Origin of the sequence: Pantoea sp. UBA7232, from assembly GCF_002473195.1 — a bacterium.
Taxonomy (GTDB): Bacteria; Pseudomonadota; Gammaproteobacteria; order Enterobacterales; family Enterobacteriaceae; genus Pantoea; species Pantoea eucrina.
In genome coordinates, this window is the sequence record NZ_DKTK01000018.1 from 393,962 (window position 1) to 409,047 (window position 15,086).

The 15,086-nt window shown below is 58.9% G+C and carries 11 protein-coding genes and 1 tRNA gene; 2 read left to right on the top strand and 10 right to left on the bottom strand.

The window, feature by feature from the left end; all coding sequences use genetic code 11:
• Positions 1-14: 14 nt before the first annotated feature.
• The gene (locus B4056_RS16450; protein WP_288655356.1) at positions 15-872 is read right to left on the bottom strand and encodes a glucose 1-dehydrogenase; all 858 of its coding nucleotides are present in this window, start codon (positions 870-872) and stop codon (positions 15-17) included.
• Positions 873-1,146: 274 nt separating this feature from the next.
• On the opposite strand from B4056_RS16450, the gene B4056_RS16455 reads away from it, so the two are divergent.
• A tRNA-Asn gene (locus tag B4056_RS16455) sits at positions 1,147-1,222 on the top strand.
• Positions 1,223-1,284: 62 nt separating this feature from the next.
• On the opposite strand, the gene B4056_RS16460 is transcribed toward B4056_RS16455, so the two are convergent.
• The gene (locus B4056_RS16460) at positions 1,285-2,412 is read right to left on the bottom strand and encodes a hybrid-cluster NAD(P)-dependent oxidoreductase (protein WP_280173562.1); all 1,128 of its coding nucleotides are present in this window, start codon (positions 2,410-2,412) and stop codon (positions 1,285-1,287) included.
• A 359-nt stretch (positions 2,413-2,771) separates the two neighbouring features.
• Between B4056_RS16460 and B4056_RS16465 the strand changes: the two genes are divergently transcribed.
• Complete coding sequence (locus B4056_RS16465) at positions 2,772-4,037, top strand: aromatic ring-hydroxylating oxygenase subunit alpha (RefSeq protein WP_094111323.1); 1,266 nt, start codon at positions 2,772-2,774, stop codon at positions 4,035-4,037.
• Positions 4,038-4,105: 68 nt separating this feature from the next.
• Here B4056_RS16465 and B4056_RS16470 read toward each other — a convergent pair whose 3' ends face one another.
• The 8 genes from B4056_RS16470 to B4056_RS16505 all read right to left on the bottom strand — a co-directional run bounded on the left by B4056_RS16470 (position 4,106) and on the right by B4056_RS16505 (position 14,942).
• Entirely contained in the window at positions 4,106-4,897 is a 792-nt protein-coding gene (locus tag B4056_RS16470) for an electron transfer flavoprotein subunit beta (protein WP_094111322.1), read from the bottom strand.
• Entirely contained in the window at positions 4,887-6,125 is a 1,239-nt protein-coding gene (locus tag B4056_RS16475; protein ID WP_150034283.1) for an electron transfer flavoprotein subunit alpha/FixB family protein, read from the bottom strand. The genes B4056_RS16470 and B4056_RS16475 overlap by 11 nt, the downstream gene beginning before the upstream one ends.
• Positions 6,125-8,083, bottom strand: coding sequence for a (Fe-S)-binding protein (locus B4056_RS16480; protein WP_094111320.1), 1,959 nt, complete (start codon positions 8,081-8,083; stop codon positions 6,125-6,127). Before B4056_RS16480 ends, B4056_RS16475 begins: the two co-directional genes overlap by 1 nt.
• 87 nt (positions 8,084-8,170) lie before the next feature.
• Positions 8,171-10,234, bottom strand: a complete 2,064-nt coding sequence (gene dgcA / locus B4056_RS16485; RefSeq protein ID WP_094111319.1) for a dimethylglycine demethylation protein DgcA — start codon at positions 10,232-10,234, stop codon at positions 8,171-8,173.
• A 91-nt stretch (positions 10,235-10,325) separates the two neighbouring features.
• Positions 10,326-10,853: a 4-vinyl reductase gene (locus B4056_RS16490; RefSeq protein WP_288655363.1), complete on the bottom strand. Its 528-nt coding sequence runs from the start codon at positions 10,851-10,853 to the stop codon at positions 10,326-10,328.
• Between the two features lie 37 nt (positions 10,854-10,890).
• Entirely contained in the window at positions 10,891-11,868 is a 978-nt protein-coding gene (locus B4056_RS16495; protein ID WP_039385212.1) for a dipeptidase, read from the bottom strand.
• Between the two features lie 214 nt (positions 11,869-12,082).
• A complete protein-coding gene (locus B4056_RS16500) occupies positions 12,083-13,231 on the bottom strand; it encodes a GlxA family transcriptional regulator (RefSeq protein WP_039385214.1) in 1,149 nt (382 codons plus the stop codon).
• A 334-nt stretch (positions 13,232-13,565) separates the two neighbouring features.
• Entirely contained in the window at positions 13,566-14,942 is a 1,377-nt protein-coding gene (locus B4056_RS16505; RefSeq protein WP_039385216.1) for an L-serine ammonia-lyase, read from the bottom strand.
• Positions 14,943-15,086 lie beyond the last annotated feature (144 nt).

The window sequence follows — 15,086 nt, forward strand, 5'->3', positions numbered from 1 at the left end:
TGTCTGCGCCGGCGTTAAATCACCGCTACCCCGCCGGTTACGGCAATGGTTGCCCCTGAGATATAGCTGGCTTCGTCGCTGGCCAGCATGACATAAGAAGAGGCCAGCTCAGCGGGCTGCCCCATACGCTGCAGCGGCACCTGGCTGCCAAAACTTTCGACCTGCTGCGGCGGCATAGTGGCAGGGATCAGCGGCGTCCAGATAGGTCCCGGTGCGACCGCGTTGGCACGAATGCCCTTATCCGCCAGCAGCGCGGCAAGGCTGCCGGAAAAGTTAATGATGGCGGCTTTGGTGGCCGAGTAGGCAATCAGTTTTGGTTTTGGCTGATCGGCGTTGACTGACGCGGTGTTAATAATGGAGCTGCCAGCTGGCATATGCGGTACCGCGGCTTTACAGATGTAGAACATCGCATAGAGATTGGTTTTCATCGTGCGGTCAAACTCATCATCATCAATCTCATCCAGCGAGTCGCGCGTCATCTGGAAAGCGGCGTTGTTGACCACAATATCAATTTTGCCAAAACGGTCCGCCGTCTGCGCCACGATGCTGCGGCAGTGTTCCGCCTGCATAATATCACCCGCGATCAGCAGCGCCTGCTGCCCGGCAGCTTCCACCAGCTGCGCGGTATCTTTTGCATCTTCGTGTTCATCCAGGTAGGAGATGACCACGTCGGCGCCTTCACGGGCGTAAGCGATGGCCACTGCACGGCCAATACCGGAGTCGCCGCCGGTGATAATCGCGGCTTTGCCTTTCAGCCGGCCGCTGCCCTGATAGCTGGTTTCGCCGTGATCGGGCACCGGCTGCATCTCGCGAAAGCTGCCGGGCCACTGCTGCTGCTGCGCCTGCTGCGGATTTTCTGGACGATCGGTCATAACGCGCTCCTTTTTCAGCGAAGAGGTAATCTGGCTCAGGTGAACAGCATCAAGTGTAGCAGCCATAACCAGAATGCAAGGCGGAGTGATAAGCGTAACGGATTGAGAGATAAGTCTATTTCTGCAAAAAACGGCCTTTTCGCAGGGTGTCAGGCAGCGGCAGATGCTGACAAAATCAGCAGGTTGCTGCAGGAAGCAGCAAACAACCGGCGGGCACTAAATCACGTTTTGACAGCCGCCGGAGAGTTGATTATTATGCGCGCCGAAACACAATTCCTCTGTAGTTCAGTCGGTAGAACGGCGGACTGTTAATCCGTATGTCACTGGTTCGAGTCCAGTCAGAGGAGCCAGATTAAAAAAGCCAGATGTCAGCTGACATCTGGCTTTTTGCTTTCCGTCGGTGCGCGGCGGGTCAGAATTCCACGACCACATTGCCTTTCGGCACGCTGCAGCAGGAGAGGATATAGCCCTCTTCGGCATCCTCGTCGGTAATGCCGCCGTTGTGGTTCATCTCAACCTCACCTTCCAGGCACTTCACCTTGCAGGTGCCGCAGATCCCCATGCCGCACGCTTTCGGGATATGCAGGCCCAGCTTGGCAGCGGCGGCGTGAACGGTTTCACCCGGCGCAATTTTCACGCTCTTATCACTCTGCGTAAACGCCACGGTCAGCAGCTCGGAACTGCAGAGCGCGTCGGCCAGTTCGGCCGCTTCTTCCGCCTCCTGCACCACCTGCTCCTGTACCACCTCCGGCGTGGCACCAAACGACTCTTCATGGTAGTGCGCCATATCGTAGCCGACGTTTTCCAGAATCGCTTTCACCGCGCGCATATAGGGCGTCGGTCCGCAGCAGAAGATCTCCCGCTCCATAAAATCAGGCGCGATCATCTGCAGCATGGCGTGGTTCAGAAAGCCGCGAAAGCCTGCCCAGTATTGTCCTGATTCATAGCGTTCGCAGATGATGCTCAGTTTGAAGTTAGGAATACGCGCCGTCATATTCTCCAGATCGCGGCGGAAAATAATATCTTCCGGCGTGCGGGCGCTGTGCACAAACACCATGTCTACATCAGCGTTAGTGTCAAAATACCAGCGCACCATCGACATCATCGGCGTAATGCCAACGCCGCCGGAGAGAAACAGCGCCTTATCGCCGGGATAATCGATGCAGTTAAACTGCCCTACCGGGCCGTGTACCGCCAGATCCATGCCTTCGCGCATATTCGCGTGCAGCCAGTTAGATACCACGCCGCCCGGCACCTGTTTTACCGTGATCGAAAAGCTATACGGCACCGAGGGAGAGCTGGAGATGGTGTAGGAGCGAAACACGGTCTGCCCCTCAATCATCAGCTCCAGCGTGACAAACTGCCCCGGCTTAAAGAAGAACATCACCGGCTGCTCCGCCATAAAGCAGAAGGTTTTCACGTCCCAGGTTTCCTGTATGACCTTAACGCACCGCACCGCATGACGGCCATTGGTCCAGGTCTGCGTGGTGACAGGCTCAAAAGCATTGGTATTCAGTACCGTGATATTTCTCTCTGTCATACATTTCATTCCCGTCAGGATTGGAGTGATCAATTGCCTGTATCGACGCATGGATAACCACAGGCTTTTGAGCCAGAAACTGCGATTCTCCGTGTAACCCCGCCACAGCATTTAGTTATGCGCGACACGGAAATGCCTGAAAAAACCACATCCGCAGGAAATTCTGCACGCGCGTCTTTAATAGAGGGGATTTATGTCGCTGGCAGAACATTGACGGGCGCCGGACCGGTGCAGCATGTCTGTAATCCGTAGCGATCTTATGGGCTTCCGGTAAGGCGGAAGTCCGGTTTTGTTGATATCCGGCTGCGCCTGTCGGGCGCGAACCACTCCCTTTTCAACCGCGCGAGAAGAGCAACATTATGAGCCACAACGATCTGCTGAATATCACCTGTACAAGCCTTGTCGATGCGAGCGACCGCATGCAGGATCTGCTCGAAAAACGCCAGCCCAACTATTCGCTGCCGCAGGCGCTCTATAATGACCCGACTCTGTTTCGCATTGATATGGAGGAGGTGTTTCAGAAAGAGTGGCTGTTTGCCGGCATGAGCAGCGAAATCCCGAAAAAGGGTGACTACTTTACGCTTGAGGTCGGACAGAACCCGGTGCTGGTTCTGCGCGATGCAGAGGGCAACATCAACGCGTTTCACAACACCTGTCGCCATCGCGGCTCGCGCCTCTGCTCAAAGGAGCGCGGCAAGGTGGCCAATCTGGTCTGTCCCTACCACCAGTGGACGTACGATTTAAAGGGCAACCTGCTCTTCGCCGGTTCAGAGATGAATCAGTCATTTGACATGAAGCAGCACGGCCTGAAAAAAGCGCACTGTAAAACCGCCGGCGGGTTTATCTTTATCTGCCTCGCAGAGACGCCGCCGGAGTCTGACTTCGATGAGTTTCTGGCCACGCTGGCGGAGTATATGGAACCCTATGATGTGGACAACACCAAGCTGGCGGCAGAGTCCCATATGTATGAAAAAGCCAACTGGAAACTGGTGCTGGAGAATAACCGCGAGTGCTACCACTGCGCCGGCAGCCATCCGGAACTGCTGAACAGCCTGCTGGAGTGGGACGACACCAACGATCCGCGCGCGCCGCAGAGTTTCCATGACTACTACAACAAGCAGGCGGCGCTGTGGGATGAGCAGGGTATTCCGCATCGCCATCAGAGCTTTGGTCTGCGCAACCGGATTGTGCGTATGCCGCTGAAAGAGGGCACCAAAGTCATGACCATTGATGGTCGTGAGGGCTGCACCCGGCTGCTGGGCCGTTTTACCAGCCACTATCAGGGATCGATGCGTATTCTGCACCTGCCCAACTCGTGGAACCATATGCAAAGCGATCACTTTATCGTGTTCCGCGTGCTGCCAATCTCCGCGCAGGAGACGATGGTGACGACAAAATGGTTTGTGCATAAAGACGCGGTGGCCGGTATCGATTACGATCCGGAGCGTCTGCGCACCGTCTGGGACGCCACCAACGAGCAGGATCGCGTTCTGGGCGAAGAGAACCAGCGCGGCATCAACTCGATCGGCTATCAGCCTGGCCCCTATTCAGAAACCTATGAATTTGGCGTGATTAACTTTATCGACTGGTACAGTGAAACCGTGCTTAAAAACGTAAAAGGCTGACCTGATAACAGAAAACCCGGCTGGCGTCGTTAACCGCCAGCCGGGTTTTTTATTGTTCAGGCGCACAGCTAGCGGATCACGCCCTCCTCCAGCAGCAGATCAAAGACCGCCTGCGCCATCTCATTCACCGGTTTATTCTGCAGCACTTTGCCACCTTCGCTCTGTGACTTCGCCGTGGCCGCTTTAAAGCGATCCGCCGCCGTTTTCGCTTTCACTTTTTTCAGCCGCTTCGGCCGCTTACGCGCCGGCGCTATCTCCCAGGCTGCCATCGCTGTATCCGGCACGTCCACGCCCGCAACGGTGGTGATCTCTGCCCGGTTTGCCGGGCCAAACGCGCTCTGGCGCGGCGCGGCGGCGGCCATGTCCACGCTGGCGATAAACGGCAGCGCCACACGCAGCAGACGCCGCTGACCGCGCGGCAGCGCCTGCAGCACTTCAGCATCGGTGCCGTTCAGGCTGACAATCTCCGCCACGCCGACCACTACCGGGATCTCCAGCGCTTCTGCCAGCAGAAAAGGCAGCATACCGGATGACTCGCCGCGCTCCGCCCGGCCGCCGGTGAGGATCACATCCGGGTGATCCTGCTTAAGATAGTGACTCAGCACCGCCACCGCATCGCCCTGCTCTGTCATCGGCAGCACGCGCAGCGTCTCAACGCCCATGCCCGCATAGCTGCGCAGCGCCGCATTGTGCGGATCGCCGGCGTGAAGAAGCTCCAGATCGCCGGAAGCCAGCGCCAGCCCCATCTCTACCGCACGCGCATCCTGCCCGGCGCGGCGTGCCCTGCCCGACTCGGGATGGAGTCCGATGGATATCAGCGCCGTAATGCGGCAGCCGCTGTGGTGTGCTTTATGCTGCATGGTTAAGCTCCTTATTACGCCAGGCGCGCGCCAGACGCGCCAGTTCAGCCAGGATCGCATCGCTGTCGCCAATCACGCTCAGCGACGCGCGGCTGACCATATCGCAGCCGGGATCGGTATTAATGGCGATAACCCGGTCGCACTGCGCAATCCCCTGCAGATGCTGCACCGCGCCGGAGATGCCCACCGCCAGATAGACCCGCGCCGTCACCCAGGTGCCGGTAGCACCCACCTGCCGGAAACGCGGCATATGGCCATTATCCACGGCCACGCGGCTGGCGCCTTCGGTCGCTCCCAGACTCTCTGCGGTAGCGTGAAACTGCGCCCAGTCGCTGACGCCGTTACCGGCAGACAGAATAAACTCCGCCTCGCCCAGCGGCACCGCTGCCGGATCGACCGGCATCAGTCCGCAGTCGGTAATGCGCGCAGCGCCAATGCTTCGCAGCCCGACGCTCACCGGCAGCGCTTCATGGCGGGTCTCATCCACCGGATCGGCGCACTCTGCGGTCAGCAGCATGACGCGCGCAACCGGATGCGTAATATCGGCGCTGCCGCCCGCCGCCCGGCTGATGCAGCTTTCACCCTCTATGCGCCACACCTGCGTGGCGGGTCGCTCCCCGCAGCGTGCGGCAAAGCGACAGCCCAGCTCAAAGCCTCCGGCAACACTGTCCGGAAACAGCCAGAAGCGCGGTGCCAGTTCGTTTTCTGCCGCCATCAGCGCATGGATGCGCTGCTCCGGGCTGTAACCCTCATAGCGTTCGCCGCTGAAGTGGAGCAGCCGGTCAGCGCCCGCGGTGGCAAAGTTCTCTTCACGATGCTCACCAAATACCACGGCCACGACCACGCCAGCACCGCCAGCATCACGCACCAGCTGATGCGCCTGCCCCAGCACGTCGCGATCGTGGCTGGTCAGGCGGCCGCCGGTCATATCCAGCACCGCCGCCACGCAGTAATCCGGCTGCGCCACGCGGTGCAGCGGCAGCTCAGCGGCGTGCGGCGTGCCGGCGCTGCGCCGGCCGGAGAGCTGGGAAAACGCGTTAACGTTCTCGCGATCGATGCGCTTCAGTCCGTTCGGTCCGGTAAAGCCGACGGCGTGCGGATTTTTACGCAGCAGCCCGGACGGGCCGCGGCTCTCCTGCACCGGCTGCATCAGCTCTGCATGCTGCGGATGCAGCCGGTTGCGGGCAATCCACTCAAGACGCGGATCGCGGCGTACAGGGGTTTCCATCAGATCACCTCCACAGCAATTTGGCGCTCGCGCAGCTTCGCCGGCAGCGGTTTTTTCGGTTCGCTGAGGGCTTCCGCCACCAGTTCAGCGATATCTTTGACCTCCGGACGCGGCCCGACGACACCTTCCAGCATCGCGGTACACTGCTGGCAGCCAACGGCAATCAGCTCTGCGCCGGTCTGTTTTGCATCCTCCATCCGCATGTCAGCGATGCGCCGCTCCCCCGGAATATCCGTAATCGGCGCACCGCCACCGCCGCCGCAGCAGCGTGAGCGGAAACCGGAGCGGTCCATTTCGCTGAGTTTGATCCCCAGCTCCGCCAGCAGTTCACGCGGTGATGCATATTCACCGTTGTAGCGGCCGAGGTAGCAGGGATCGTGCCAGGTCACGCTGCCGCCTTTGTAATCTTTCAGATCCAGCAGCTGCGCCTTAACCAGCTCATTAATAAAAGTGGTGTGATGCAGCACCTCATAGTCGGGCTGCGTGTCTGCCGGGTAGAAATCGGGATACTCATTTTTCAGGCAGTGAAAGGCGTGCGGATCGGTGGTTACGATGCGGTTAAAACGATATTTTTGCAGCGTGGCGATATTGCTGCGCGCCAGCCGCTGAAACGTGGCGTCATCACCCAGGCGTCGCGCCACGTCTCCGCTATCGAGCTCCTCATCGCCCAGCACCGCAAAATTCACGCCGGCGGCCCTGAGCACTTTGACAAACGCGCGCAGAATACGCTGGCTGCGCATATCAAACGCTCCGTCGGAGACCCAGAACAGCACGTCGGCCTGCCCGATATCCTGCATCAGCGGCAGGTTCTGATCGGCTGACCAGTGCGTGCGGCTGCGCGGATTAAAGCCGCCAGGATTATCCGTCTGGCTGAGGTTATCCAGCACCTCTGCGCCTTTACCAGGGGTTTGCCCCTTCTCCAGCGTCATAAAGCGGCGCATGTCCACAATCGCGTCAACATGCTCAATCATCATCGGACACTCCTCCACGCAGGCGCGGCAGGTGGTGCAGGACCAGAGCGTCTCTTCTTTGATCAGCCCTCCGACAATCGGCTGATGCGGCGCTCCGCACGCTTCGCCCACCGGCACGCCCGGATAGGGGCTGCCGGCAAAGCGCGCGTCGCTGCCGCCCGCCATCCCGATAACCATATCCTGAATCAGCTTTTTGGGATTGAGCGGCTGACCCGCCGCAAACGCCGGGCACATCGCTTCACACTTGCCGCACTGCACGCAGGCGTCAAAGCCCAGCAGCTGGTTCCATTTGAAATCGGCCGGTTTTTCAACGCCGAGCGTTGGGGCAGCCAGATCCACCGGCTTCAGGCCCACGGATCGGCCGCCGCCAAAGCGGGCGGGACGACGATGAAAGGCAAGATGCAGCGCACCGGCGAATGCGTGTTTCATCGGCCCGCCCCACGCCATGCCAAACACCATCTCGCCCAGACCCCAGCAGATCCCTGCCAGCAGCAGGACCGCCATCACCCAGCGCCCCGCCTCGCCAAACAGATCGGAGACCGGCAGCGTGGTGATAAAGAACGTTGCCGCAAACACCAGCAGGCTCTTTGGCAACCGCATCCACGGCCCGCGTGAAAGACGGGCTGGCGGATTGCGACGGCGATACCAGATAAACAGTGCGCCGCTAAACATCACCAGCAGCGCGCCCGCCAGCACGCCATCCACCAGCGTGCCGCTGACGCCCGCCAGATGGACCACGAGGATCAGCAGCATCGACAGCACAAAGCCGCCGGCGGTGGCCACATGGCTGCGCGACATATATTTATCACGCGCCACCACGTGATGCAGGTCAACCAGATAGCGGCGGGGCATCGCCATCAGGCCGCTCAGCAGCGCAACCTGTTCCGGTTGTCCGCGCCGCCAGAGCAGGACGCGCCTGACCATACCCACGATGGCCAGAATCACCGCGCCAAGAAGTAACCAGGGGAGTATCCGATCAAGTACCATGATGTGCCCTTTCCAGACAATTTCTGTTAGATGCGGCGTGCGGTACCGCTTCCGGCTACCGCACGCTTTACGTCAGCGACGGCGAAGCTACAGATCCTTGCAGAGACGCAGCGCGTCGTAGATCGCGGCGTGAACGTTACGCTGCGAGACGCAGTCGCCGAGCCGCCACAGGATCATGCCGCTGCCCGCCTGCGCCAGCACCGGCTGCGGACGGATATCAAACAGCGCTTCCACGTCAATCTGCCCCTTGTTGCGCGATTCCGCTTTCAGCGCGTAGTAAAGCTCCTCATTAGGACGGGTGCCGTTTTCCACCACAATCTGATCCACCACCCGCTCCTCTTTCTGCCCGGTGTATTCATTTTCCAGCACCGCCACCAGCTTCTCGCCTTCGCGATAGACCTTCTCCAGCGCCAGATCGGAGGTCATCACCACCGCTTTTTCATACAGGCTGCGATAGTAGGTCGGGAAGGTGGTGCCGCCAATGCCCACGCCGGGTTTGATATCGCCGGTTACCAGCTCCACCAGCGCACCGCGCGCGGCGAGGAAATCGGAGACGGACATCCCGGAAAATTCACAGATAGAGTCATACACCAGTACGTTTTTGCCGGGCTCCACCACGCCGTTCAGCACATCCCAGCTGGAGACCACCAGCCCTTCCGCCGCTCCCCACTCCGGGTTCTGCTCCAGGAAGGGCTCTCCGCCGGTAGCAAGGATGCAGACGTCGGGGGTGAGATCGCGGATCATCGCCATATCCGCCGTGGTATTAGTCAGCACCTTCACGCCGAGACGCTCAGTTTCCATCGCCAGCCAGCGCGTGATACCGGCCATCTGATCGCGCTGCGGCGCTTTTGCCGCAATCGTAACCTGCCCGCCCAGCTCGCTGGCGCGCTCAATCAGCGTGACCTTATGCCCGCGCTCTGCCGCCACGCGCGCTGCCTCCAGCCCGCCCGGTCCGCCGCCAATCACTACGACGTTGCGCACCGGCCCTTCGGTTTTGGTGATGATATGCGGCAGCCCCATATATTCGCGCGAGGTGGCTGCGTTCTGAATGCACAGCACATCCAGCCCCATATATTGCCGGTCTATGCAGTAGTTCGCGCCGACGCACTGGCGGATCTGATCGACCTGATTCATTTTGATCTTGGCGATCAGGTGCGGATCGGCGATATGCGCCCGCGTCATACCCACAAAGTCAACGTAGCCCGCTTCGAGGATACGCTGCGCCTGATTGGGATCTTTAATATTCTGCGCGTGGATCACTGGCACCGTGACCACCTCTTTGATACCCGCCGCCAGATGCAGAAACGGCTCAGGCGGATAGCTCATATTCGGAATAACATTCGCCAGCGTGTTATGGGTGTCGCAGCCGGAGCCGACCACGCCAAAATAATCGACCATGCCGGTTTTATCGTAGTACGCGGCGATCTGCCGCATATCTTCATGGCTGAGGCCGTCGGGATGAAACTCATCACCGGTAATGCGCATGCCGACGACAAAATCGGGGCCGACCGCGTCACGCACCGCTTTCAGCACCTCGATGCCAAAGCGCATCCGCTTTTCAAAACTGCCGCCCCACTCATCGGTGCGCTTATTAACGCGCGGTGACCAGAACTGGTCGATCATATGCTGATGCACGGCGGAGAGCTCCACGCCGTCGAGACCACCCGCTTTGGCGCGCTGCGCCGCTTTAGCGAAGTCGCCGATAACGCGCCAGATCTCCTCTTCCTCAATGGTTTTGCAGGTGGCGCGGTGCACCGGCTCACGGATGCCGGAGGGTGACATCAGGTTGGGCCAGTTCTCTCCATCCCAGCGCGAGCGCCGCCCCATGTGGGAGATCTGGATCATGATTTTGCCGCCGTGCTGGTGCACGGCATCGGCGAGATTCTGAAAGTGGGGAATAATCCGGTCGGTACTCAGGTTAACCGAACTCCACCAGCTCTGGGGGCTGTCGATCGAGACCACGCTTGAGCCGCCGCAGATACAGAGCCCGCAGCCGCCTTTGGCTTTTTCTTCGTAATAGCGCACATAGCGATCGGTGGTCATCCCGCCGTCAGTGGCATACACCTCGGCGTGGGCGGTGCTGACAATACGGTTGCGGATAGTCAGTTTATTTATCTTCAATGGCTCAAACAGCAGATCAAACTGTGACATAGCTTCACCTTAATTCCGTTCTGATATCCGGCCCGCCAGCCTGCGGTTCAGTTGTTGTGCAGGGTACGCAGCCGGCGCTGCGTACCCGGTTTTATACTGGCGAAACGGTAAAAATGCCGTACTCACATCCCTCTTCGGCCGCGCTCTGCGTCTGCACCGCCCGGGTTTTCACGCTGTAGCCGAGGCTCTGCGCAATCTGATCCATCGCGCCGGCAAACCAGCCGGTAAACATGTAGTCCACCTTGCGGTTGACCTTGCCGTACTGATAGACAAACGCAGAGTGATAGAGTCGTATCCGCGCCGTGCCCTGTTTCAGATCGAGCGCTTCGGTGGAAAAGAAGCCCCAGCCGCGCTGAGAAAGACGTTTCATGTAGTGCTCAAATACGGCGTCACCGGAGAGGCCGTGCAGCGCAGCCTCTTTTTCGCACCAGTGCCAGGCCGATTTATAGCCCGCTTTGTAGAGGATGGCGGCGTAGCGTTCAGCGCCAATCTCCTCTTCAATGCCCATATGGTTGTTCACGAAGAAGTGCCGGGGCACGTACAACATCGGTAACGCATCGGTGGTCCAGACGCCGGTTTCATCATCGACGCTGATTGGCATTTCAGGCGCATGTGCCATGGTTTACCTCGCTTAGTGGTGTGAACAGGCCAGACGATCACTCATGCCAGACATTTGCCAGCAGGTTGAGCCAGTTCTCGCCCATAAATTTGCGCACCTGCTTCTCGGTAAAGCCGTGGCGCAGCAGTGCAGCCGTTAAGTTCGGGAATTCACCCAGCGTGCGAATGCCTTCCGGGTTGATGATTTTGCCGAAGTCGGTGAGCTGGCGGGCGTAGCCCTTGTCGTGCGTCAGCCACTCGAAAAATGCCTGACCGTGGCCCTGCGTGAAGTCGGTGCCGATGCCGATCTGATCTTCACCCACCAGGTTGAAGATGTAGTCGATCGCTTCCACGTAATCTTCAATCGTGGAGTGAATGCCATTTTTCAGGAACGGGGTAAACATGGTGACGCCCACAAATCCGCCGTGGTCCGCAATAAATTTCAGCTCTTCATCAGATTTATTACGCGGGTGATCTTTCAGGCCAGAGGGAAGGCAGTGGGAGTAACAGACCGGTTTTTTCGACGCGAGGATCACCTCTTTTGAGGTCTGCGCGCCCACGTGCGAAAGGTCGCACAGCATGCCGACGCGGTTCATCTCCGCCACGACTTCATGACCATAACCGGAGAGGCCGCCATCACGCTCATAGCAGCCGGTGCCGACCAGATTCTGCGTGTTATAGGCCATCTGCACCACGCCCACGCCCAGCTCTTTGAACACCTGAATGTAGCCCAGCTGATCTTCAAACGCGTGCGCGTTCTGGAAGCCCATCAGGATGCCGGTTTTGCCTTCATCTTTGGCGCGCCGGATATCACGGGTGTTGGTTACTTTGGTGACCAGATCGGCGTTCTGCGCAATCAGGTTATTCATTTCCACGATATTATTAACCGTGCCCTGAAACCCTTCCCAGACGGAGACCGTGCAGTTGGCAGCCGTCAGCCCGCCGCGGCGCATATCCTCAAACAGCTCTCTGTCCCATTTCGCAATTACCAGCCCATCGATGACAATCGCAGAATCGTGCAATTCAGTAGCGTTCATATCTTCCTCTCTGGTTTGATTCATAACCGGGTGCGGCCGAATGAAAACAGAATAGGGTTTACGCTGCGGATGAATTGTTCTGAAAACGTCACTTGCCTGACAGCTGGCGCAGCCCCGGAAAGTGAACGGATGGTTTAAACCGATGAGCGGACATAAAAAAGCTGCCCTGAAGGCAGCGTTTTCAGCCGGCACGCATCACAGGCGGCGGGTGGCGTCAGAGATCCGTTGACAGTGCCACTGAGCCAAAGGTTGGCTCAAAGCGCGCCTCATTCAGGATGCGCAGAGAGGCGGATACCGTGCTCTCCTGCTGCCAGTTTGTCAGGCCGGGCATTTCCGCCATAAAGAACTGCGTCAGCGTCTTGCCGCCTCCCTGACTGTGTACGCCCCGCCGCTCTTCGCGCGGCGGCACGCCAAGATGTTCGCGATAGCATTTGCTGAAGTGCGGCGTAGAGACAAAGCCGCACGCCAGGGCGATTTCAATAATCGACATGGAGGTCTGCTTCAGCAGCTGGCGGGCGCGGAACAGCCGCAGCTTCAGATAATAACGTGAGGGCGAGCAGCGCAGGTATTTCTGAAACAGCCGCTCCAGCTGACGGCGCGACAGGCCGACGTAACCTGCCAGCTCATCCAGATCGATCGCCTCCTCAATGTTGGCCTCCATCAGCGATACTGCCTCCACCAGGCTTGGCTGCGCCGTGCCGAGCACGTGACGCAGCGGGATACGCTGATAGTCTGATTCATTGCGTACGCGGTCGCAGATAAACATCTCTGAAATACCGGCGGTGAGCTGGTGGCCAAAGTGGCGCTGGATCATGGTCAGCATCATATCCATCGGCACGGTGCCGCCGCTGCTGGTCATGCGATCGTGCTCAATCACAAACAGCTGGTTGGTACAGATGACTTTGGGGTACGCCTCCTGCATGGACGCAATGCACTCCCAGTGCGCGCTGCAGTGATACCCATCCAGCAGCCCGGCTTCCGCCAGCAGATAGGGTCCGGTACAGATGCCGCCAATCAGGATTTTGCGGCGCGCCATGCTCTGCAGCCAGCTCACCTGACGGCTGGTATAACTGCGGGTAATGTTGACACCCCCGACCACGATCAGCACATCCAGTGCTGCCACGTTAGCCATCGAATGATCGGGCGTAATTGAAATACCATCACTTGCCACAACGGGCGCACCCTCTTCGCTGACGGTACACCAGCTATACAACTCTTTGCCGCTTAGCTGGTTCGCCATGCGTAAAGGTTCAACTGCGGTTGCCAGAGCCATCATGGTGAAATTATTGACCAGTAAAAAGCCTACGCTGCGCTTTTTAATATCAGTAGAGGGACTTTTCAAAATTGCGTCTGTGTCGAACATGTGCGCTGACCTCTATTAGGCTAAACAGAAACATTACCCGGGGCATCTCCCCCAATCGCTTTCCATCACCTATAGAGTAAGCAACAGACATGCCATTCGTCACCAGGATGGCCCTGCGGAAAATGACACACAGTTAACATAAGCGAAACAAATGTTTGTTCAGCTTCACAGATTTGATCATTGCTGCACGAACTACTCCCTTTAGCCTCAAAACAGTGCAGACGCTGACCCGTTTTGGTTAAGTCAGCGCATTTTGCACTCTTTTACATCACTGTCAACTGCCTGTCCGTATGGCGATCCGCATAAGCTGTCGTAACCAATTAGTTACACAGAATTAACATTCAATCGCGTTGACTGCCAGACCCCCTTTCGACGTCTCTTTATATTTATCCTGCATATCGCGGCCGGTATCGCGCATGGTACGGATCACTTTATCCAGCGAAATAAAGTGCTGACCATCGCCGCGCAGCGCCATCTGCGCGGCATTAATCGCTTTCATTGCCGCAATCGCGTTGCGTTCAATACAGGGCACCTGCACCAGCCCGCCCACCGGATCGCAGGTCAGGCCAAGATTGTGTTCCAGCGCAATTTCCGCCGCGTTCTCAACCTGTTCCGGCGTGCCGCCCAGCACGTCCGTGAGGCCAGCCGCCGCCATGGCACAGGCGGAGCCGACCTCGCCCTGACAGCCCACCTCAGCGCCGGATATAGACGCATTCTTTTTGCACAGCGCCCCGACCGCGGCCGCCGCCAGCAGAAAGTCCACCACATCCTCTTCGCGCGCGCGGGGTTCAAACTGCATGTAGTACATCAGCACGGCCGGGACAATGCCGGCGGCGCCGTTGGTCGGTGCCGTCACCATCCGCCCGCCCGCGGCGTTCTCTTCGTTGACCGCCAGCGCATAGAGATTGATCCAGTCCATGGCGGAGAGCGTCGAGCTGATGACATTCTCCGCTGAGGCGCGGCGCAGAGACTGATAGAGCGCTGGCGCACGGCGGCGCACCTGCAGGCCACCCGGCAGGATGCCCTCCTGGGCCAGCCCGTTAGCGATGCACTGCTGCATCACCTGCCAGATCTGCGCCAGCCCGCTGCGGATCGCCGCTTCGTCACGCCATACCTTTTCATTTTCCAGCATCAGCGCGCTGATACGCAGCCCCTTTTCCCGGCAGTGGGCCAGCAGCTCCGCTCCGCTGTTAAAGTCATAGGGCAGCGTGCACTGCGGCACCAGATGTGCAGTGGCCGTGGCCTCCTCTTCATCCAGCACAAAGCCGCCGCCGATGGAGTAATAGACCACCGAGAGGCTGTCGCCGGTGCGGAAATAGGCGTTCAGCCGCATGGCGTTCGGGTGATAAGCGAGCACGTCATCCACAAACAGCAGATCCTGATGCCAGTCAAATTCAATGTTTTCGCCCCACGGCAGCGTCACTGAACCGGTTTCACAGATCGCCTGTACCGTGGCGTCAATGATGTGCGGATCGATGGTATCCGGTGAGGCCCCCATCAGCCCGAGCAGCACCGCTTTGTCCGTGCTGTGCCCGCGTCCGGTTGCGCTCAGCGAGCCAAACAGTTCAATTTTAATGCGGCAGAGCGCCTGCCGCCTGGCACTCTGGCTCAGCTGCTCAACAAAGCGCTGCGCCGCGCGCATGGGCCCGACGGTGTGCGAACTGGAGGGGCCAATTCCGACCTTAAATAAATCGAAGACGCTAATACTCATTCTGCTCTCCCGGGCTCACGGCCATGTAGTGTTTACCTGCCGCATTATCGATGGCGTAAAAAATCGATGGATGCCGGAGAACGACGCATTTCACCGTGAACTCGCCATTTTCCGCCCGGCGTAGCCGCCTTACCCTGCCGCAGG

Excerpts from the sequence above, each read along its gene's own strand:
- B4056_RS16505 (WP_039385216.1), bottom strand. The coding sequence starts at position 14,942 with ATGAGTATTAGCGTCTTCGATTTATTTAAGGTCGGAATTGGCCCCTCC.
- B4056_RS16470 (WP_094111322.1), bottom strand. The coding sequence starts at position 4,897 with ATGCAGCATAAAGCACACCACAGCGGCTGCCGCATTACGGCGCTGATA.
- B4056_RS16480 (WP_094111320.1), bottom strand. The coding sequence starts at position 8,083 with ATGGTACTTGATCGGATACTCCCCTGGTTACTTCTTGGCGCGGTGATT.
- B4056_RS16475 (WP_150034283.1), bottom strand. The coding sequence starts at position 6,125 with ATGGAAACCCCTGTACGCCGCGATCCGCGTCTTGAGTGGATTGCCCGC.
- B4056_RS16500 (WP_039385214.1), bottom strand. The coding sequence starts at position 13,231 with ATGTTCGACACAGACGCAATTTTGAAAAGTCCCTCTACTGATATTAAA.
- B4056_RS16460 (WP_280173562.1), bottom strand. The coding sequence starts at position 2,412 with ATGACAGAGAGAAATATCACGGTACTGAATACCAATGCTTTTGAGCCT.
- B4056_RS16490 (WP_288655363.1), bottom strand. The coding sequence starts at position 10,853 with ATGGCACATGCGCCTGAAATGCCAATCAGCGTCGATGATGAAACCGGC.
- B4056_RS16495 (WP_039385212.1), bottom strand. The coding sequence starts at position 11,868 with ATGAACGCTACTGAATTGCACGATTCTGCGATTGTCATCGATGGGCTG.
- B4056_RS16465 (WP_094111323.1), top strand. The coding sequence starts at position 2,772 with ATGAGCCACAACGATCTGCTGAATATCACCTGTACAAGCCTTGTCGAT.
- B4056_RS16450 (WP_288655356.1), bottom strand. The coding sequence starts at position 872 with ATGACCGATCGTCCAGAAAATCCGCAGCAGGCGCAGCAGCAGCAGTGG.
- dgcA (WP_094111319.1), bottom strand. The coding sequence starts at position 10,234 with ATGTCACAGTTTGATCTGCTGTTTGAGCCATTGAAGATAAATAAACTG.